This window comes from Novosphingobium sp. Chol11, from assembly GCF_945870625.1.
GTDB lineage: Bacteria > Pseudomonadota > Alphaproteobacteria > Sphingomonadales > Sphingomonadaceae > Novosphingobium.
The window spans coordinates 88,557-106,930 of sequence record NZ_CAMBTS010000001.1 but is presented as its reverse complement, the minus strand read 5'-3'; the positions used below and the strand labels follow the sequence as shown (position 1 = coordinate 106,930).

17 protein-coding genes are annotated in these 18,374 nt (G+C 60.3%); 6 read left to right on the top strand and 11 right to left on the bottom strand.

Going from position 1 to position 18,374, the window contains the following annotated elements; all coding sequences use genetic code 11:
- The first annotated feature begins 106 nt into the window (after window positions 1-106).
- Both Q0O40_RS00430 and Q0O40_RS00425 read left to right on the top strand, forming a co-directional pair.
- Window positions 107-1,018, top strand: coding sequence for a UDP-2,3-diacylglucosamine diphosphatase (locus tag Q0O40_RS00430; protein WP_295524781.1), 912 nt, complete (start codon window positions 107-109; stop codon window positions 1,016-1,018).
- The gene (locus tag Q0O40_RS00425) at window positions 1,015-2,079 is read left to right on the top strand and encodes a glycosyltransferase family 1 protein (RefSeq protein ID WP_295524779.1); all 1,065 of its coding nucleotides are present in this window, start codon (window positions 1,015-1,017) and stop codon (window positions 2,077-2,079) included. Before Q0O40_RS00430 ends, Q0O40_RS00425 begins: the two co-directional genes overlap by 4 nt.
- 74 nt (window positions 2,080-2,153) lie before the next feature.
- On the opposite strand, the gene Q0O40_RS00420 is transcribed toward Q0O40_RS00425, so the two are convergent.
- The 5 genes from Q0O40_RS00420 to ahpC all read right to left on the bottom strand — a co-directional run bounded on the left by Q0O40_RS00420 (window position 2,154) and on the right by ahpC (window position 6,339).
- Window positions 2,154-2,960: an outer membrane protein assembly factor BamD gene (locus Q0O40_RS00420; protein WP_295524777.1), complete on the bottom strand. Its 807-nt coding sequence runs from the start codon at window positions 2,958-2,960 to the stop codon at window positions 2,154-2,156.
- Window positions 2,961-3,038: 78 nt separating this feature from the next.
- Window positions 3,039-3,491, bottom strand: a complete 453-nt coding sequence (locus Q0O40_RS00415; protein WP_295524775.1) for an Rrf2 family transcriptional regulator — start codon at window positions 3,489-3,491, stop codon at window positions 3,039-3,041.
- A 75-nt stretch (window positions 3,492-3,566) separates the two neighbouring features.
- Entirely contained in the window at window positions 3,567-3,950 is a 384-nt protein-coding gene (locus Q0O40_RS00410) for a cytochrome c family protein (protein WP_295524773.1), read from the bottom strand.
- A 110-nt stretch (window positions 3,951-4,060) separates the two neighbouring features.
- Window positions 4,061-5,611, bottom strand: a complete 1,551-nt coding sequence (gene ahpF, locus Q0O40_RS00405; RefSeq protein WP_295524873.1) for an alkyl hydroperoxide reductase subunit F — start codon at window positions 5,609-5,611, stop codon at window positions 4,061-4,063.
- A gap of 164 nt (window positions 5,612-5,775) precedes the next feature.
- Window positions 5,776-6,339: an alkyl hydroperoxide reductase subunit C gene (gene ahpC / locus Q0O40_RS00400; protein WP_295524771.1), complete on the bottom strand. Its 564-nt coding sequence runs from the start codon at window positions 6,337-6,339 to the stop codon at window positions 5,776-5,778.
- A 252-nt stretch (window positions 6,340-6,591) separates the two neighbouring features.
- On the opposite strand from ahpC, the gene Q0O40_RS00395 reads away from it, so the two are divergent.
- Window positions 6,592-7,431 (top strand): TIGR00266 family protein, encoded by an 840-nt coding sequence (locus Q0O40_RS00395; protein ID WP_295524769.1) that lies wholly within the window; start codon window positions 6,592-6,594, stop codon window positions 7,429-7,431.
- 4 nt (window positions 7,432-7,435) lie between these two features.
- Complete coding sequence (locus tag Q0O40_RS00390) at window positions 7,436-7,831, top strand: GFA family protein (protein ID WP_295524767.1); 396 nt, start codon at window positions 7,436-7,438, stop codon at window positions 7,829-7,831.
- Window positions 7,832-7,872: 41 nt separating this feature from the next.
- Here the strand turns inward: Q0O40_RS00390 and Q0O40_RS00385 are convergent, their stop codons facing one another.
- The 6 genes from Q0O40_RS00385 to Q0O40_RS00360 form a co-directional block, all read right to left on the bottom strand.
- Window positions 7,873-10,347: a TonB-dependent receptor gene (locus tag Q0O40_RS00385; RefSeq protein WP_295524766.1), complete on the bottom strand. Its 2,475-nt coding sequence runs from the start codon at window positions 10,345-10,347 to the stop codon at window positions 7,873-7,875.
- Between the two features lie 99 nt (window positions 10,348-10,446).
- Window positions 10,447-10,623 (bottom strand): YezD family protein, encoded by a 177-nt coding sequence (locus tag Q0O40_RS00380; protein WP_295524765.1) that lies wholly within the window; start codon window positions 10,621-10,623, stop codon window positions 10,447-10,449.
- Complete coding sequence (locus Q0O40_RS00375; protein WP_295524764.1) at window positions 10,620-11,612, bottom strand: sulfate/molybdate ABC transporter ATP-binding protein; 993 nt, start codon at window positions 11,610-11,612, stop codon at window positions 10,620-10,622. The genes Q0O40_RS00380 and Q0O40_RS00375 overlap by 4 nt, the downstream gene beginning before the upstream one ends.
- Window positions 11,609-12,457, bottom strand: a complete 849-nt coding sequence (cysW, locus tag Q0O40_RS00370) for a sulfate ABC transporter permease subunit CysW (RefSeq protein ID WP_295524762.1) — start codon at window positions 12,455-12,457, stop codon at window positions 11,609-11,611. The genes Q0O40_RS00375 and cysW overlap by 4 nt, the downstream gene beginning before the upstream one ends.
- Window positions 12,454-13,305: a sulfate ABC transporter permease subunit CysT gene (gene cysT, locus Q0O40_RS00365; RefSeq protein WP_367183700.1), complete on the bottom strand. Its 852-nt coding sequence runs from the start codon at window positions 13,303-13,305 to the stop codon at window positions 12,454-12,456. The genes cysW and cysT overlap by 4 nt, the downstream gene beginning before the upstream one ends.
- A 58-nt stretch (window positions 13,306-13,363) precedes the next feature.
- Window positions 13,364-14,335, bottom strand: a complete 972-nt coding sequence (locus Q0O40_RS00360) for a sulfate ABC transporter substrate-binding protein (protein WP_295524871.1) — start codon at window positions 14,333-14,335, stop codon at window positions 13,364-13,366.
- A gap of 333 nt (window positions 14,336-14,668) precedes the next feature.
- Between Q0O40_RS00360 and Q0O40_RS00355 the strand changes: the two genes are divergently transcribed.
- Window positions 14,669-16,858 (top strand): RNA degradosome polyphosphate kinase, encoded by a 2,190-nt coding sequence (locus Q0O40_RS00355; protein ID WP_295524758.1) that lies wholly within the window; start codon window positions 14,669-14,671, stop codon window positions 16,856-16,858.
- 4 nt (window positions 16,859-16,862) lie between these two features.
- Entirely contained in the window at window positions 16,863-18,374 is a 1,512-nt protein-coding gene (locus Q0O40_RS00350) for an exopolyphosphatase (RefSeq protein ID WP_295524756.1), read from the top strand.

The window sequence follows — 18,374 nt, the reverse complement described above, 5'->3', positions numbered from 1 at the left end:
TAGGCACCGCGATGCGCTTGACGCGTATTTCATTCCAATGACACACTGCAATGCGAACGAAACGTGATTGTGATAAATTGAATCGGTAACTACAAAGGGGCAGTTGATGCCGCAGCAAGCAAAACTTCAGGGTAAGTTCCCTTCCGTAACCGAACTGGCCACCTCTATTCCTGCCTGGCTTGATCTGCCCGAGCCGCGCAGCTTCCGGCCCAAGCGCAAAGTGCGCACGGTGTGGATTTCGGATGTTCACCTTGGTACGCGCGGCTGCAACGCCGACATGCTCATCGATTTTCTGGCCTCGATCGAATGCGAGACCTTGTATCTGGTTGGTGACATCCTCGATGGTTGGCGCTTGTCGCGGGGCTGGTATTGGCCCGACGCGCACAATGAGGTGGTCCGGCGCGTTCTGAAAATGGCGCATCGCGGCACCCGGGTCGTACTGATTGCTGGCAATCACGATGAAATGCTCCGTCCTTATGCAGGGCTGAGCTTCGGCGGGGTCGAACTTGCCCTTCAGGCAATCCACACGACGGCGGACGGACGCCGCCTGCTTGTCACGCACGGCGACGAGTTTGACGGCGTGGTGCTGTATGCCCGTTGGCTCGCCTTTCTGGGTGATAAGGCTTATGAAATTCTGCTGAAGGCCAATCGTTGGGTCAATCTGGTTCGCCGCCAGTTCAAACTGCCCTATTGGTCGCTTTCTTCTTACATGAAGAAGCGCGTCAAAAATGCGGTGCAATTCATTTGCGCTTATGAGGAAGCAGTGGCGCATGCGGCGCGCGACATGGGTGTCGAAGGCGTGGTGTGCGGGCACATCCATTGCGCTGAAATTCGCCAGATCGGCGACGTGACGTATTATAACGACGGCGACTGGGTCGAGAGCTGCACCGCGCTGGTCGAAGATTTTGCTGGCGCAATTGCGATCGTCGACTGGGCCGATGTCTGCGCAAAGGAAGCACAGGCTGCCTCGGCACGCGGCAACGAAACAAGCGCGCCGCGCGCGAAAGAAGATACATGAAGATTGCGATCTGCACCGACGCCTGGCACCCGCAGGTCAACGGCGTCGTCAGAACGCTGGCGACCACGGTGGACCGGCTGATCGCGCTGGGCCATGAAGTAACCATGGTTACGCCCAATGAGTTTTTCACACTGGGCATGCCGGGTTATCACGAGATCCGTTTGGCGATGCTGCCGCGCTTTGGCACGCGCCGGAAATTGCGCAAGTTCGCGCCAGACATCGTTCACATCGCCACCGAAGGCCCCATCGGGTGGAGCGCACGCAGCTGGTGCAAGGCGAATGGAGTCCCCTTCACCAGCGCCTTTCACACGCGCTTCCCCGAATACGCCGCGATGCGAACCGGCCTCAGTCCGAGCCATTTTTGGCCGATCATGCGCCGATTTCATCGGACAAGTTATGCCGTGCTGGTCTCTACGCCAACGCTTGCTGCCGAACTGGCCGAACACGGTATCCATCAAACGGCGCTTTGGTCGCGCGGGATCGATGCCAGCGTTTTTCACCCCGCCAATGAGCCATTGGACGCGCTCAGAAATCTGCCGCGGCCGATCATGCTCAATGTTGGGCGCGTCGCGGTCGAAAAAAACCTCTCGGCCTTTCTCGATGCTAATTTGCCCGGAACAAAAGTCGTGGTCGGCAATGGGCCCGATCTAGCGCAATTGCGCGCCCGTTATCCGGACGTGCATTTTACCGGTGCGCTCTCGGGGAAGACGCTGGCGCGCGCTTATTGCTCGGCTGATATGTTCGTTTTTCCCAGTCTGACCGATACTTTTGGATTGGTCATGATCGAGGCCTTGGCCTGCGGCGTGCCGGTTGCAGGTTTCGCCGTGCCCGGACCGATCGACATTGTCGGCAGCGAAGGCCGCGGACCGCGAGGCGAACTATCAGAGCCGATCGGTGCGCTTTCATCGGATTTGGAAGGTGCGATCAAGATCGCATTGCAATGTGATCGCGGCGCGGCTGCCCGCTTTGGCGCAACGTACAGTTGGGAAAGCGCTACCGATCAGTTTCTCAAAGCACTGAGCGATGCTGCCTTCTCTCGCCGGACACAAACCGCCGCCTGATAGGCCCTCGTTCGCGTGTAGCCGCTGCTGCGAGCCCCCGCCAGAAACCTAGCGCGCTAGCTCGTCTTGCCTGCTTAGCTTACATCCGTTTCAGGCGCTTTGTTATTCATGAGTTTGTAGGCGCGCGCATACCAGTCGCCGCCGGGATAATTATTTTGCAACACAGCCGCAGCCTTCTTGGCTTCTTGCGGCAGACCAAGCGCCAGATAGCTTTCGACCAGCCGGTAAAGGGCCTCAGGCGTGTGGCTGGTTTGCTGATATTTATCGATCACCGCACGGAACCGTAGCGAGCTGGCAAGCCATTTGCCGCTGCGCTGGTAAAACCGGCCGATTTCCATCTCTTTGCCAGCAAGATGATCGTTCACCAGATCCAGCTTGAGCCTGGCATCGGCGGCATACTTCGTGGCTGGATAGCGGCGCGACACCTCGGTGAGGGCGGTCAACGCTTCCTGCGTGATTTTCTGATCGCGCGTTACGTCGCTGATCTGCTCATAATAGCACAGCGCAACGAGATAATAGGCGTAAGGAGCGTCTTTGTTGCCCGGATGGATCGACAGGAAACGCTGCGCCGCCTGCACTGACTTTGGGTAATCGCGCGCGGCATAATAGCTGAAAGCGCTCATCAGCTGGGCGCGGCGCGCCCAAGGCGAATAGGGATGCTGGCGCTCGACCTCATCAAACAAGGCCGCTGCCTGCTTCGCATCGCCGCGATTGAGTCGCTCGCGGGCGGCTGCATAAAGCGTATCGACGTCGCGCGCGACATAAGCCACGTCCTTCTTGGCCTTCGTCCCGGCGCAACCGGTAGTCACCCCCATGACGGCAACGGCTGCGGCAAAAACGGCGAAGCGCAGCGAACTGCGGCCAAAGGCTGTCGATATCATCTGCGCTCTATAACCAGCGGCTGCGCCAACGCCAAGCAAAGTTAAAACGGCTCTGCGCAAAACCTGCCCGGCATGAATTCAATTGGTTGGAGTCACTGCGTCATCGACGAAAGCCGGCTCTGTCGAAATGGGGTCCGCCAATGTCATCCGGTCGAGCATCGCGGCCATTTCATCGCGCAGCTGGAGCATAACCGCTCGCAAGCGGCAGTCTGCTTCGGGAAGGCAGTTGGCGCACTGCTCATGCGCATTGCGGCTTGCACAAGGTGTCAGCGCGAGGCTTCCGCGTGTCAGCCGGATGATGTCGCCATAGCGGATATCAATCGGCTGAAGCGCCAGTTCATATCCTCCATCGCGTCCGCGATGGGACGCCACGACCCCCTCCCGCGCCATTTCAGAGAGGATCACGGTCAAAAATTTACGCGGGATATTCTGCGCTGTGGCGATCGCATCAAGCCGCACGGGGCCTTGTCCAAACTTGTCGGCCAGGTGTTGCAGCGCCCGGATGGTATATCGCGTTTTCTGCGAGAGCATGGCGCGTAAATGGTCGCTACCGCTGAAAAGTCAACGGCGTTAGTAGTCATTTAACCGTGACGGTGGTTCGCGGGTTCAGCGGGCCGCTTTGGCGAGATAGGCGATCAAATCTGCACGATCTTGGGCGCTTGGAAGCCCGGCAAAAGGCATCCGTGTTCCCGGAACATACTTCATAGGGCTGGTCAGGAACGCGTCAAGCGTGGCGGCATTCCAGACCAGCTTCGAGTTTTTCAGGGCTGGCGAATAGGCAAAGTTGGGTACACTGCCCGCCTTCCTGCCGACGATGCCCTTCATCGAAGGTCCAAGGCGCGCCGCGCCGGTGTTGAGATCATGGCAAGCCACGCAGCGCGCAAATACAGTCTTGCCATGCTCGACATCGGGACCAGCAGCCGAAGCGTTGCTGGCAATAAGCACTGCGACAAGACTGAATAATGCTACAACTGCGCTTACGATCTTCATATCGAACTCCCTGCTCTCCGCCCCTTGTGGCACCATGCGCCTGAGCGCTGGCTTAACGAGCGCGCGCTGTCAACGTGCTCGCCGCGCGTAGTGCCATTGTTCGCCAGAGATCAATGCCGGATCAGGTAATCAAACGCGGAAAGCGCAGACTTTGAGCCTTCGCCCATCGCCGTCACGATCTGCTTGTAAGGCACGGTCGTGGCATCGCCAGCGGCAAACACGCCGCCAAGGCTCGTTGCCCCATGGGCATCGATCTCGATCTCGCCGCGGTTGGTCAGCGCGAGCGCGCCTTTCAGCCACTCCGTATTGGGGACCAGCCCGATCTGGACGAAGATGCCGTCAAGCGCGATTTCGTGCATGGTATCGTCCGTTCGGTCGCGGTAAATGAGTGATGTCACCTTCTCGCCGTCGCCGCGCACTTCGGTCGAGAGTGCCGAGGTGATCACGCTGACATTGGGAAGGCTGCGCAGTTTGGTCTGCAGCACGGCGTCGGCGCGCAGCTGGCTATCGAACTCGATCAGCGTGACATGCGCGACAAGGCCGGCAAGGTCGATAGCCGCCTCGACCCCCGAATTGCCGCCGCCGATCACCGCCGTACGCTTGCCCTTATAAAGCGGGCCATCGCAGTGCGGACAATAGGCGACGCCCTTGTTGCGATATTCCTCCTCGCCGGGCACGCCCATTTGCCGCCAGCGCGCGCCTGTTGAGAGGATGACGGTCTTGGCTTTCAGGCTCGCTCCGCTGGCCAGTTCGATCGTGGTCAGGCCATCGCCATTGGTCGCTTTGAGACCGACTGCCTTCTGCAGATTCATGATGTCGACCTGATTATACTTCACGTTCCGCTCAAGCTCCGCCGCCAGTTTAGGGCCTTCGGTGTGCGGCACTGAAATGAGATTCTCGATGCCCATTGTGTCGAGCAATTGGCCGCCAAAGTTCTCCGCAACCACGCCGGTGCGGATGCCTTTGCGCGCAGCATAGATCGCCGCTGCCGCCCCCGCCGGGCCGCCGCCGACGATCAGCACATCGAACGGCTCCTTCGCCGCGATCTTCTCAGCCGCGCGCGCCATCACTCCGGTATCGAGCTTGGCCACGATCTGCGCCAGATCCATCCGGCCCTGCCCAAACGGTTCGCCATTGAGAAACACTTGCGGCACAGCCATGATCTGGCGGCGCGCAACTTCCTCCTGGAACAACGCGCCGTCGATCGAAACGTTGGTTATCGCTGGATTGAGCGCCGCCATGATATTGAGCGCCTGCACCACATCAGGGCAATTCTGGCAGGTGAGCGAGAAGAACACTTCGAAATGAAGCGGCCCTTCCAGCGCGCGCACGGCATCCAGCAAATCGGCATCTTCCTTCGGCGGATGACCGCCGACATGCAGCAGCGCGAGGATCAACGAGGTGAACTCGTGTCCCATCGGCAGCCCGGCAAAAACAGCTTTCGCGCTTTCTTCGTCAGCCAGAATCGCAAAGCTTGGGATCCGCGCATCCGCGCCATCGAAACGGGCCGTAATCTTTTCAGATTGCGCGGCTATTTCGCCGACCAGAGCGCGCATGTCGGTTGATTTCGCGCTGTCATCAAGCGTGGCCACGATTTCGATCGGGCGACGCAGGTTGCCGAGATAGGTCTTGAGCTGGGCGGTGGCAGCAGCATCGAGCATGGGCATGGCGAGTAGCTTTCAGACAGGCGCGGGGCCGCACCGCCGGGCTGTGGGCCCGGTGACGCAGTGACGCAGCGATCAAAAGGGGGGGCCGGCGGCCCGGCGCATATCAGCGCCAGCGCCGCCCGGCGGCCCGGGAGAGGGAGCCCGGGCCGAACGCTCAATCAGATTTTGCCGACAAGATCGAAAGACGGAGCAAGCGTCTCTTCGCCCTGCTCCCACTTGGCCGGGCACACTTCGCCGGGATGCGCGCGCACATACTGCGCAGCCTTGATCTTGCGAACCAGTTCCTCGGCATTGCGGCCAACGCCCTCGCAGGTGGTTTCCATGATCTGGATCACGCCATCGGGATCGACCACAAAGGTCCCGCGATCGGCAAGGCCTTGGCCCTCGCGCATCACGTCGAAATTGCGGGTGATCGTGCCGGTGGGATCGCCAAGCATGTAGTAGTTGATCTTGCCGATGGCCGGGCTGCTGTCGTGCCATGCCTTGTGGCTGAAATGCGTGTCGGTCGAGACTGAGTAAACCTCGACACCCATGGCCAGCAGTTCGTCATGTTTGTGCGCGAGGTCTTCCAGTTCGGTCGGGCAGACAAACGTGAAATCAGCCGGGTAGAAAAAGAAAACCGCCCACTTGCCGGCCACATCGGCCTCGCTCACGGGAACGAACTTGCCCTGATAATAGGCCTGGGTGGAGAACGGCAGAATGCTGGTTCCGACGAGTGACATGGTGAAATCCTTTTATCTTGCGACTCCCGACATGCGCGCCGGAGCCTGTTGTTCTATTAGCTGGCGATGCCCGCAATGGCTAATGATGAAGTCAGATCAAGGTGATTGAGCCAATCGATCAATGCGCGGTTGCAGGGAAAACGGCGCGGTGCGCGAGAGGTTCCGAGCGCCCGATTCGCCCCGGCAACTTCATCGCTGTTTTGTCATCGCGAAATGGCTATTATGATCGGGCTTCAAAGACGGAGAGAGCTGATGGCATCGAACAATCCCTGGCACCATGCACGCAGCGCAAGCATCGCTGACGATATCGACTTCGACATCAAGGGGCAGGAACTGCAATTCGTCGAGATCGAGCTTGATCCGGGCGAAAGCGCCGTGGCCGAAGCGGGTGCATTCGTGTGGAAAGATGCCAGCATCGACATGACCACCGTGTTCGGAGATGGCAGCGCCGCCGCAAACGAAGGCGGTTTCATGGGCAAACTGCTCGGCGCGGGCAAGCGGCTGATCACCGGCGAAAGCCTGTTCATCACCGTGTTCACCCACAATGGCAGCGGCAAAGCGAGGGTCGCGTTCGCCTCCCCTACCCCCGGCGCGATCCTGCCGATCAAGCTCTCCGATGTTGGCGGCACGCTGATTTGCCAGAAAGACAGCTTTCTGGCCGCCGCCCGCGGTGTTTCGATCGGTATCGCCTTTCAGCGCAAAGTGATGACCGGCCTGTTCGGCGGCGAAGGCTTCATCATGCAGAAGCTTGAGGGCGATGGCTGGGTTTTTGTGCAAATGGGCGGCACATTGGTTGAGCGCACGCTTGCCCCCGGCGAACAAGTGCATGTCGATACCGGCTGCCTTGCGGCGTATACAGCGGGCGTCGATTTTGATCTGGTGACGGCTGGCGGGGTGAAGAGCGTGCTGTTCGGCGGCGAAGGCTTGTTTTTTGCAAGGCTCACGGGCCCGGGCAAAGTGTGGATCCAGTCGCTGCCGTTTGCGCGGCTGGCTGGACGCATAGCAGCTGCAGCCATTCCGGGCGGCGGACAAAACCGCGGCGAAGGCTCGGCGCTGGGCGTGCTGGGCGACTTCATTCAGGGCAACAATTGAGCCCATGGCAACGATCGAGGGCGCTTGCCATTGCGGCGCGGCAAGGTGGTCGATCAACGGCGATCCGGGCTCGGTAACGGCGTGCAATTGCAAGGTTTGCCGCCGTTATGGCGCGCTCTGGGCCTATGACTACGAAAACGAACGGTTCAGCACCCACGGCCAGACCCGCGCCTATGTTCGCGGACGCACAACCGAGTTCCACTTTTGCGAGAACTGCGGCTGCATCATCTGGTGGCGCGCCCGGTCGCCCGACGAGGAAGGGCGCGTCAGGCTTGCTGTGAATATGCGCATGGCCGAACCGGCGGATGTCGCCACGCTGCCTATCGACCACTTCGATGGGCTGGATACTTTCGAAGACCTGCCGGTGAGCGGGAAGCTTGTGCTGGACCTCTGGGCCTGAGGAAGGTGCCAGAGGATCGCTCCACTGGCACCTCCCACCTATCAGAACGTGAACTTGACCGTGCCGCCAAACGTGCGCGGGTCGCCGACGTTGCCAACGATCAGCCCGGTGTTGCCGGGGCCGACGGCTAGTTGATCAAAGTAACGAACATCGAAGGCGTTGCGCACCCAGCCAAACACATCGAAGCCGGAGTCGGTACGCAGACCGAACCGGAAATTGCTCAGCGCATAGCCATCGACCTGCGTGTAGTCCGACCGGCTGGGGTTGGACGACCAAGCCGAACGATAGTTCCCATCGAACCCGACATAGGCCTGCGATTCGCGGCCAAAAACCTGCACCGGCAGGTTGGCCTCAGCGCCATAAGAGAACGACCATTTCGACACCCCCGGCAGGCTTTGACCGGAAATGTCACAACTGAGCGGACTGACCCCGCCCGGCGTGCCCTTGGGGCTGACAGGGCTGGTCAAGTTGCCATTGGCGTCGATCGGCTGGCTGCCGCCCGACAATTCGGGCGGGCACGGGGCATTGGTGAACTTGACATATTTGGCGTCGGTATAGGCGCCGTTGCCATAAATATTGAAGCGCGGGCTCGGGCGAAATGACAGATCAGCTTCGATACCTTGTGAGCGCGCCTTATCCGCATTGGCCAGATAACCGCGCAGCGCACCAACTGTGTAATTGGACACCAGCGCCTGATAATTGCCGATATCGGTGCGAAACGCGGCCAGATTGAAGGTCGCCTTTCGATCGAGGAACTGCGTTTTGATGCCCACTTCGAAGTGGTTGACCGATTCCGGCGCGACTGTGGCAAGTTCGAGCAGCGGCACGCCTGCGGCGTCCGCCGGAACCCCGTTCAGGTTGACCCCGCCCGTCTTGAAGCTCTTCGCATAAGTCGCATAGGCGTAAATGTCGGGCGTCACGTCCCAAGCGGCGGTGATGTCATACGAGAAGTTCCAGTCGCTGAAGTTAGCTTCAAAGAACTGCGGCGATAGAACGGCGAGTTGCGCCCGCTCACGCGCCGAGTTGCCGCCTTGTGCGGCGGTTTTGAACACCAGCAGATTGCCCGAACCGGTCGTGACAACCGAGCTATAGCGGCCTTCCTTCTTGTCATAATTGACGCGGAAGCCCGGCTGCAGCGAAACCGTGTCGGTCAGCTTCCAGGTCAGCTTACCGAACAATGCGGCGCTGGTGTTCTTGAACGAGATGTCGTTTTTCGCGGTAAGGCCACCGAGGACCGAGGGATCGTTCGAAAGCGCATTCGACGGCGTGATCAGGAACCGGCTGGCCGCCGATCCCTGCTCTTGTGTGCCGTTGGTCTGGATCTTCTGATAAAAACCGAAGGCACCCAGCACATAGCCAAGCCGCCCCCGTTCCCCCGCAAGGCGCAGTTCCTGCGTATACTGGTCCTGGCGGGAAGAATTCTGGGATTTCGTGGTGATCGGCAGCCCCAGAAAGTCGCGGTCGTTCGAAGGATCCCAATCCCAGAACCGCCACGCCGTAACCGAGGTCAGATCGCCGAGGCCAGTCTCGAACTTCGCGCGCAGCGATACGCCGCCGATCTCGTTTTTTGCGCGCAGCTCGGCATCGACGTCGGTCATCCGATCAAACGGGTTGGTGCTGGGCACTGCATAGTTGAGCGCCGTTGCCAGCGTAGCGTATTGTCGGTTGAGCGCACGCTGGGTCAGGCCGGTGCGAACAAAAATCTGCGCGCAGCACTCTGGATTCTGCCGACTGTAATCGCCGGCCAGCGTCAGTTCGATCCTTTCGCCCGGCTTGAACAACAATTGTCCCCGCAGGCCAAGGTTATCCTGTTCGTTGATCCGGCGGTTGGTCGCCACGTTGAAAAGTGTGCCGTTGCGCTTGCTCAAAGAGACCGCCACGCGCGCCGCAAGCTTGTCTGACAGCGGCCCGGATAGTGCACCCTTAAACTGAAAAAAGCCGAGATTGCCCGCGCTGGCTTCGGCCCGGCCCTCGAAATCGAAGGTCGGCTGGCGGCTGGTGATGTTGATAGCGCCTGCGGTTGTGTTTTTGCCATAAAGCGTGCCCTGCGGCCCGCGCAGAACCTCGATCTGTTTGACATCCAGAAAATCGAAGGTCGAGGACGCGACGCGCGCGAAATAAACGTCGTCGACGTAGATGCCAACGCCCTGCTCGATGCCATCGTTGGTCAGGCCAAACGGCACACCGATGCCGCGTATGTTGACCGCCGTGTTGCGCGGGTTGGACGAATAGAACTGCAAAGTCGGGGTAAGTTGCTGCAAGCGGCCGACGTTGAAGGCGCCCGTACTGTCGATCCGGTCGCCGCCGACCACCGAGATCGCCAGCGGCACGTCCTGCGCGGTTTCAGCGCGGCGGCGCGCGGTCACAACAATGGTGTCGCTGTCATCCTGGCCAGTGCCGACCGAAGTGGACTGCTGTTGAGGTACAGGCTCAGGCGCTTCTGCTGCTCCAAAAGCGGGGCTTGCAAGCAAGACAAGCGGGGTCGCCCCCAGAAGGAGGATAAAACGGGAAATCATCGCAAGATCCTTTTGATCAAGGGTCACGATGCCTCCAGTGGTCCGGTTGGCAATGTGAAGGGGGTTGGTGCTTTAGCCGGATACCGGCCGATAAAAAACTCAGGTCGGCTTCAGGCGTTTCTTCTCGGTCACGTCGATCTGAACGACGCGGCCTTCGTGAACCGTCAACAAGACAGTGCCGAAACGAAGCCCAGTCAGCGCCTCGCGCACACTGGTGATGCTTTCTTCAAGATGCCGCTGCGCGTCGTCTTGCGGCGCGGCGGGGTCTAAGGTCATTGGGGTTCTCCTTTAATCTGTGCTCCTGCTTGGTTGAAAGAACGGAACTGGCGCGGACGGATTTGGATGATCTCGCCCAGTGAAGGAGGGGTTGAAGCGGCATCAAGGTCGATCTCGACCAGAATCTGCTGCGTCTGCAGGATCCCCTCGATCCGCCACACACCGCCTTTGCGAAACACGTTATCGACCAGCACGGCTTCGCCGCCTTGACTGACCAGCGCGGTGTCATGCGGGCGAAAATGCAGTTCCTCGCCCCCTTGCCCAACACGGTTGGTTTCGCCGACGAAGTGCGACACGAACGGGGTCGCCGGGTTCATGTAGATTTCTTCCGGCGTGCCGATCTGCTCGATTCGGCCTTCGTTCATCACCACGACCCGGTCGGCAAGCTCCAGCGCTTCTTCCTGATCGTGCGTCACGAAAATCGAGGTGAGACCCATCGCCTTGTGCAGATCGCGCAGCCAGCGGCGCAGATCCTTGCGCACTTTGGCGTCGAGCGCGCCGAACGGCTCATCGAGCAGGAGCAGCTTTGGCTCGATCGCCAATGCGCGGGCGAGCGCCACCCGCTGGCGCTGGCCGCCTGAAAGCTGCGAGGGATAACGCGCGCCCAGCCCTTCGAGCTGAACCAGGCGGAGCAGTTCCTCCGCCCGTTCGTTGATCGCCGCGCGGCTTGGCTTATCGCGGCCTTTGCGCACCGAAAGCCCGAACGCCACGTTGTGTGCAACGTTCATATGGCGAAACAGCGCGTAGTTCTGAAACACGAAGCCGACATGGCGATCAGCGACATTGCGCTTTGAGACGTCTTCGTCTGCGAACAGGACTTGGCCCGAATCTTGAAACTCAAGCCCCGCGATGATCCGCAGCAGCGTCGTCTTGCCCGATCCCGATGGTCCCAACAAAGCGATGAACTCGCCCTGCCGGACATGCAGATCGATGCCGTGGAGCGCGGCAAAAGAGCCAAAGCGCTTGGTAATGGCGTTGCAGCGGATCAATGGCCTGCTCCTGAATTCATATCGAAGCGCCATTCCAGAACGCTCTTGGCGACCAGCGTTACCAGCGCCAACAGCGCGAGCAACGACGCTACCGCGAACGCGCCGACGAAATCATACTCATTGTAGAGGATCTCGACATGCAGCGGCATGGTGTTGGTTTCGCCCCGAATATGCCCCGAAACCACCGAGACAGCGCCGAATTCGCCCATCGCCCGCGCATTGCACAAGAGCACGCCATAGAGCAGACCCCAGCGGATATTGGGCAAGGTAACGTACCAGAAAGTCTGCCAGCCGTTCGCGCCTAACGAGAGTGCGGCCTCTTCTTCTGATTTGCCCTGCTCCATCATCAGCGGAATGAGTTCGCGGGCCACGAAGGGAAAGGTGATGAACAGCGTCGCCAGCACGATACCGGGAACCGCAAAGATAATCTTCAGATCATGCGCGGCAAGCCACGGGCCGACCACGCCGTTGGCACCGAACAGCAGGACGAAAATGAGCCCCGAAACCACAGGCGAGATCGAGAACGGCAGATCGATGAGCGTGATCAGCAGTGCCTTGCCCGAAAATTCGAACTTTGTGATCGCCCAACTAGCTGCGATGCCAAAGATCATGTTGAGCGGCACGCTGATCGCGGCGATGAACAGGGTGAGCCTGATCGAGGCCAGCGCGTCGGGGGTTTGGACCGCGAGGACGAAGGCACCAAGGCCCGTCTTGAACGCCTCGGCAAAGACGGCGATCAACGGCAGCGCAAGAAAAATGCCAAGGAACGCGAGCGCGCCGCCAATCAGCAACGCTTGCCAGAGGCGGCCCTCGCTGGTCGCGCGTAGGGCTGTTTCGCGGCTCATATCCCCATTCTCCGGCGGCTGGCGGCCTGAATGCCGTTGATCAACAGGAGGATGGTGAAGGAGACGAGCATCATCACCACCGCAATCGCGGTCGCCCCGTTAAAGTCGTATTGCTCAAGCTGGGTAACAATCAGCAGCGGCGCAATCTCGGTGCGCCCGGGCATATTGCCCGAAATGAAGATGACCGACCCATATTCGCCAACGCCGCGGGCGAAGGCGAGCGCAAATCCGGTCAGCAGCGCTGGGCCGATGGCGGGCATGATCACGCGGTTGAAGGTTTGAAACCTTGACGCGCCAAGCGTGGCGGCGGCTTCTTCGACATCGCGGCCAAGATCTGCCAGCACCGGCTCGACCGAGCGCACCACAAACGGCAACCCCACGAAAATGAGCGCGATGATGATGCCGATGGGGGTAAACGCCACCTTGATGCCGATCGGCTCCAAAAACTGGCCGATCCAGCCATTCGGCGCATAAAGCGCTGTCAGCGCAATGCCCGCCACGGCAGTCGGCAATGCAAACGGCAGATCGACCAGCGCGCTCACCACCCGCTTGCCCGGAAAACGATACCGCACCAGAACCCACGCGACGAGCAAGCCGAGCACTGCGTTGACCAGCCCGGCGGCAGCTGCTGTGCCAAAACTGAGCCGATACGACGCGATCGCGCGAGGCGAGAGGCCAACTGCAACAAACTCCTGCCAGCCCATGCCAGCGGCTTTGAGCAGGATGGTGGCCAGCGGGATCAGCACGATCAGACCGAGCCAGCTCAGCGTGAACCCGAAGGTCAGGCCAAAGCCCGGCATAACCGATGGCTCAAGCCATGCGCGTCTTTGTTGCGTGATTGTCGGCATCTGCAGTGATCTGCTCAATCAGAGTGGTTGGAAAGCGCTAAACTCAGGGATCGGCTTACTATTTCTGCCCGGTGATCCGGTCAAAAACGCCGCCATCGTCGAAATAGGTTTTTTGCGCTTTGGCCCATCCGCCGAAGTCACGGTCAACGCTCACCAGTGTCATCGCCGGGAACTGCACCTTGAACTGCTCGGCGACTTTCGGATCGCGCGGCCGATAAAAATTGCGCGCAATCGCGGTTTGCGCCTCGGGCGTGTAAAGGAAGCGCAGATAGGCATCGGCAACTTCGGCATTGCCATGCTTCTTGGCGTTCTCGGTGATGACCGCAACGGTGGGCTCGGCCAGGATCGAGACCGACGGCGTGATGATTTCAAACTTGCCCTTGCCCAGCTTGACTTGCGCCAGCAAAGCCTCGTTCTCCCAGGAAATCAGCACGTCGCCGATGCCGCGCTCGACAAATGTGGTCGTCGCACCGCGCGCGCCGCTATCAAGCACGGGCACATGGGCAAATAGCTGCTTCACATAGCTTTCTGCCGCCGCTTCAGAGCCACCAGCCGTTCGGCCATATGCCCAAGCCGCAAGGAAATTCCAGCGCGCGCCGCCGCCGGTCTTGGGATTAGGAGTGATCACTTCCACGCCCGGCTTGATGAGATCGGCCCAGTCCCTGATGGCCTTGGGATTGCCCTTGCGCACCAGAAAAACGATGGTCGAGGTGTAGGGCGCGCTGTTGTCAGGCAGCGCTTTTTGCCAATCGGCGGGGAGCAGTTTGCTCTTGGCCGCAATCGCATCGATATCGTAGGCCAACGCCAGCGTGGCTACATCGGCGGAAAGGCCATCGATGATCGCGCGGCTCTGCTTGCCCGAGCCGCCATGGCTCATTTTGAAGGTAACGTCTTTGCCGGTTTTCTGTTTCCACAGCGCCGCGAACGCCGGGTTGATATCCTGATAAAGCTCCCGCGTGGGATCATAGGAAACGTTGGTCAGCTCAATCGCGTCGGGATTCGACGGCTTGCCCGAACATGCCGCCAGCATCAGCCCGGCACTCAGCGTGCCAGCCGTCAGCATTCTCGTGATAAAAGCACGGCGGATCATTTTCGGGCCTCCCGGTTGTGACGCTGGGTATATACTCAAGTTATTCAGTAGACATTATAGATTTGCTTCTCGGTCGAGAAGTCTGGCTTGGCCCGAATGTTCCGGATCGGAGTACGCTTGCGCAGTCGGACTGAATGCGCTTCGCGCTAGGACCGATTTCTGTTCATACGCCCGCCTCGCAAGCTTGCCCTTTCCCGTCAGCCTTGTGCTATGCGACTAACGAGTGGTGTACTGATCACCTGAAGGCAACCAAGCAACCTTATGGAACCCGCGATGGCATCAGTCGATACAGAAACGCCGCAGATCGAGCAACCGGGGCCGTTGTCTGCCGAGCACGAGGAAACCGATCCGCCAGCGCGCTTCTTCAACCGCGAATTGAGCTGGCTGGCGTTCAACCGCCGGGTGCTGGCCGAGGCGCAAAACCCCCATTATCCCGTGCTTGAGCGGCTGCGCTTCCTGTCGATATCGGGAAGCAATCTGGATGAATTCATGATGGTCCGCGTAGCCGGCCTCGCCGGTCAGGTGCGCCAGCGGATCGACGAACTGTCGATCGACGGCCTGACCCCGCGCGAGCAATTGCAGGCCGCTTATGCCAGCGTGACCGACCTTGTTCACGCACAACAGGAAATTCTGGCGGACCTCTCGAAGTTGCTCGATGCGGCCGGCATCCACCTGATCAGCGACGGAAAGCTCGACAAAGCGCAGACCGATTGGCTGTCCAACTATTTCGAGGCGCATGTTTTCCCAGCGCTGACCCCGCAAGCGATTGATCCGGCGCATCCATTTCCCTTCATCGCCAACCAGGGCACGGGCATGATCTTCACGCTGACCCGCATTGCCGATGGCGCGCCGGTCAATGAGATGATTCTGATCCCGTCCGCTCTGCCGCGTTTTGTGCGGCTGGTGGGCAAAGCGGCGTGCTGGATCAGCATCGAGGAACTGGTACGGCGCAATGCGGCGAGACTGTTCCCGGGTTTTCGCATCAATGGCTACGGCACATTCCGGCTGCTTCGCGATAGCGATCTCGAGATCGAAGAGGATGCCGAAGATCTGGTGCGATATTTCCGCACCGCGATCCAGCGTCGCCGCCGCGGCAAAGTGATCCTGCTTCAGTTGCAGGAAGGGTTTGATCCCGAGGCCGAACAATTGCTGCGCGATCAGCTTGGGCTTGATCTGGCGCTGGTGACCAAATCCGCCGGGCTGCTCAGCATGAGCGGACTTTCAGGCGTGATCGACGAAAACCGCCCTGATCTGAAGTTTGAACCTTACAACCCGCGCTACCCCGAACGGATTCTCGAACACAACGGCGATGCCTTCGCCGCGATCCGCGAGAAAGACCTCGTCATCCATCACCCGTTCGAAAGCTTCGATGTGGTGGTCGATTTCCTGCGCCAGGCTGCGGCCGATCCCGACGTCGTTGCGATCAAGCAGACGCTTTATCGCGCGGGCAAGCAATCAGCAGTCATCGCGGCGCTGATCGCGGCGGCCGAGGAAGGGAAATCAGTCACCGCCGTGGTGGAGCTCAAGGCGCGCTTCGACGAAGAGCAGAATTTGATGTGGGCCTCGCAGCTTGAACAAGCAGGCGTGCAGGTGATCTATGGCTTCGTCGATTGGAAAACCCACGCCAAAGTATCGATGGTGGTGCGGCGCGAGGGCAATGCCTATCGCACCTATTGCCACTTCGGCACTGGCAATTATCATCCGTTCACCGCGCGGATCTATACCGATCTCAGCTTTTTTACCGCCGACCCCAAGTTTGGACGCGACGCTGGCCTGCTGTTCAATTTCATTACCGGCTATATCGAGCCCAAAGCGACCGAAATGCTCGCGATTGCGCCGCTGGGCCTGCGCCGCAAGCTCTATGAATGTATCGAACACGAGATCGCGCTGGCGCAGAGTGGCAGACCGGCAACGATCTGGGCCAAGCTCAACTCACTGACCGATAGCCAGTTGATCCTGCTGCTTTACGCTGCGAGCAACGCGGGGGTCGATATCCGGCTGGTGGTTCGCGGGATTTGCTGCCTGCGCCCAGGCGTGCCGGGCATGTCGGAGAACATTTCGGTCAAATCGGTCATCGGGCGTTTTCTTGAACACAGCCGCATCTGGGCATTCGGTAATGGCGGCGCGATGCCGAATCGGCGCGCGAAAGTCTTCATTTCATCGGCAGACGGGATGAGCCGCAATCTTGATCGGCGCGTCGAGGTCCTGGTGCCGATCCGCAATGCGACCGTTCACGATCAGGTGCTGGATCAGGTCATGCTGGCAAATCTGCTCGACACCGAACAAAGCTGGGATCTCAGCCCCGATGGCACCTATCACCGCACCGAACGCGGCGAAAATCCTTTCAATGTGCATCGCTATTTCATGACCAACCCGTCGCTATCGGGGCGCGGTGCCGCGCTGACCAAAGGTCGCAAGGTGCCCAAGCTTGCGCTGCGCCGTGGCGGGGCAACCCGGGCCTGATCGCATGGCAAAGTTCGACCGTACCTCGCCCCATGAACCCACCCGGGCGATCATCGACATCGGATCGAACACGGTGCGCCTGGTCATTTATGGCGGGCCGATCCGCGCGCCCGAAGTGCTCCACAACGAAAAGATTACCGCGCGGCTGGGCAAAGGCGTGGCGGAAACCGGGATGCTTGCCGAGCGTGCCATGGCCGCCGCGCTTTCCAGCCTCGCGCGCTATCACACTTTACTGCGGCTTGAGCGGATCGGCCAGGTTGACGTTGTGGCAACAGCGGCCGTACGCGATGCTGGCAATGGCCCCGAATTCCTGCGCGCGGTTCAGGATCTGGGCTTGGAGCCTCGCCTGCTCAGCGGAGAAGAAGAGGCCATCACCAGCGCACACGGGGTGATGGGGGCATTCCCCGGCGCGCGCGGCGTGGTCGGCGATCTTGGCGGTGGAAGCCTCGAACTGGTCGATGTCGATGCCCCGAGCTGTCGCCACGGCATCAGTATGCCGCTCGGTTCGCTAAACCTGCCCGCGATGCGCGCCAACGGCGAACGCGCCTTTGCCCAACGCATCAACAAGGCCGTCAAAAAGGCCGCGTGGCAAGCGGCGCCCGGCTCTGCGCTCTATCTCGTCGGCGGCTCACTACGTGCTTTCGCCCGCTATGCCATCCATGCCACGGACTGGCCGATCGATGATCCCCATGGCTTCGAGATCGCGCCGGAAGAGGCGTTCAAGATCGCCAGAGGCCTTGCCCGCAAAAAGCCCGATACAATGCTTCCGCTCGTGGGCGTGGCCAATGCGCGGTTGGCGAGCCTGCCCGATACTGGGGCTCTGCTGGCGATTTTGATCCGCACTTTGCAGCCTGGACGATTGATTTTCTCATCATGGGGTCTGCGCGAGGGCATCTTGTGGCAATCCATGCCGCCAGCGCTGCAAGCGCAAGATCCGCTCGTCGCCGGGGCGACCGCCTTTGCCGCTGAATATTCCGTATCGGCGGCAACCGCTGGAATGGTCGCGGACTGGATCGGCGCGGCGGTAAAGATGGCCTGCGCGGCTGAGAATGAGCAGACAGATCATGGCATTCGTCTTGCAGCCATCATGCTCTGCCTTGCCTCGACCAAAGTGGAGCCAAATCTGCGCGGCGATCTGGCGCGCGACTGGGCCTTGCGCAAGCGCTGGATTGGCGCTGACGCGCGCGCGCGGGTGGCGCTGGCGGCGGCGATGGGCGCGAACACCGGATCACTGGGCTTATCGCCCGAACTTACCGCGCTCATTTCGCCTGCGCAGTTGCGCGAAGCCCATGCCGTCGGGCTTGCCACGCGCCTGTGCCGCAGGTTTAGCAGTTGCACATTAGAAGGCTTGAGCGGCAGTTCGCTTACCGCCGAGCGCGGCTTGCTGCTGCTCTGCGTGCGGCCCGCCATCGCGGCGCTGGTAAACGAGGGGGTAGAGCGCGATCTCAAAGCTCTGGCCGCCCATCTCGCCTTGAAAGCCGAGGTCCGGGTGAACGTGCCGGCTGAGGCAGTTTAG

Bases quoted from the DNA above. Each gene is read 5' to 3' on its own strand.
- Q0O40_RS00430 (WP_295524781.1), top strand. From the start codon at position 107: ATGCCGCAGCAAGCAAAACTTCAGGGTAAGTTCCCTTCCGTAACCGAA.
- Q0O40_RS00425 (WP_295524779.1), top strand. From the start codon at position 1,015: ATGAAGATTGCGATCTGCACCGACGCCTGGCACCCGCAGGTCAACGGC.
- Q0O40_RS00420 (WP_295524777.1), bottom strand. From the start codon at position 2,960: ATGATATCGACAGCCTTTGGCCGCAGTTCGCTGCGCTTCGCCGTTTTT.
- Q0O40_RS00415 (WP_295524775.1), bottom strand. From the start codon at position 3,491: ATGCTCTCGCAGAAAACGCGATATACCATCCGGGCGCTGCAACACCTG.
- Q0O40_RS00410 (WP_295524773.1), bottom strand. From the start codon at position 3,950: ATGAAGATCGTAAGCGCAGTTGTAGCATTATTCAGTCTTGTCGCAGTG.
- ahpF (WP_295524873.1), bottom strand. From the start codon at position 5,611: ATGCTCGATGCTGCTGCCACCGCCCAGCTCAAGACCTATCTCGGCAAC.
- ahpC (WP_295524771.1), bottom strand. From the start codon at position 6,339: ATGTCACTCGTCGGAACCAGCATTCTGCCGTTCTCCACCCAGGCCTAT.
- Q0O40_RS00395 (WP_295524769.1), top strand. From the start codon at position 6,592: ATGGCATCGAACAATCCCTGGCACCATGCACGCAGCGCAAGCATCGCT.
- Q0O40_RS00390 (WP_295524767.1), top strand. From the start codon at position 7,436: ATGGCAACGATCGAGGGCGCTTGCCATTGCGGCGCGGCAAGGTGGTCG.
- Q0O40_RS00385 (WP_295524766.1), bottom strand. From the start codon at position 10,347: ATGATTTCCCGTTTTATCCTCCTTCTGGGGGCGACCCCGCTTGTCTTG.
- Q0O40_RS00380 (WP_295524765.1), bottom strand. From the start codon at position 10,623: ATGACCTTAGACCCCGCCGCGCCGCAAGACGACGCGCAGCGGCATCTT.
- cysW (WP_295524762.1), bottom strand. From the start codon at position 12,457: ATGAGCCGCGAAACAGCCCTACGCGCGACCAGCGAGGGCCGCCTCTGG.
- cysT (WP_367183700.1), bottom strand. From the start codon at position 13,305: ATGCCGACAATCACGCAACAAAGACGCGCATGGCTTGAGCCATCGGTT.
- Q0O40_RS00360 (WP_295524871.1), bottom strand. From the start codon at position 14,335: ATGCTGGCGGCATGTTCGGGCAAGCCGTCGAATCCCGACGCGATTGAG.
- Q0O40_RS00355 (WP_295524758.1), top strand. From the start codon at position 14,669: ATGGCATCAGTCGATACAGAAACGCCGCAGATCGAGCAACCGGGGCCG.
- Q0O40_RS00350 (WP_295524756.1), top strand. From the start codon at position 16,863: ATGGCAAAGTTCGACCGTACCTCGCCCCATGAACCCACCCGGGCGATC.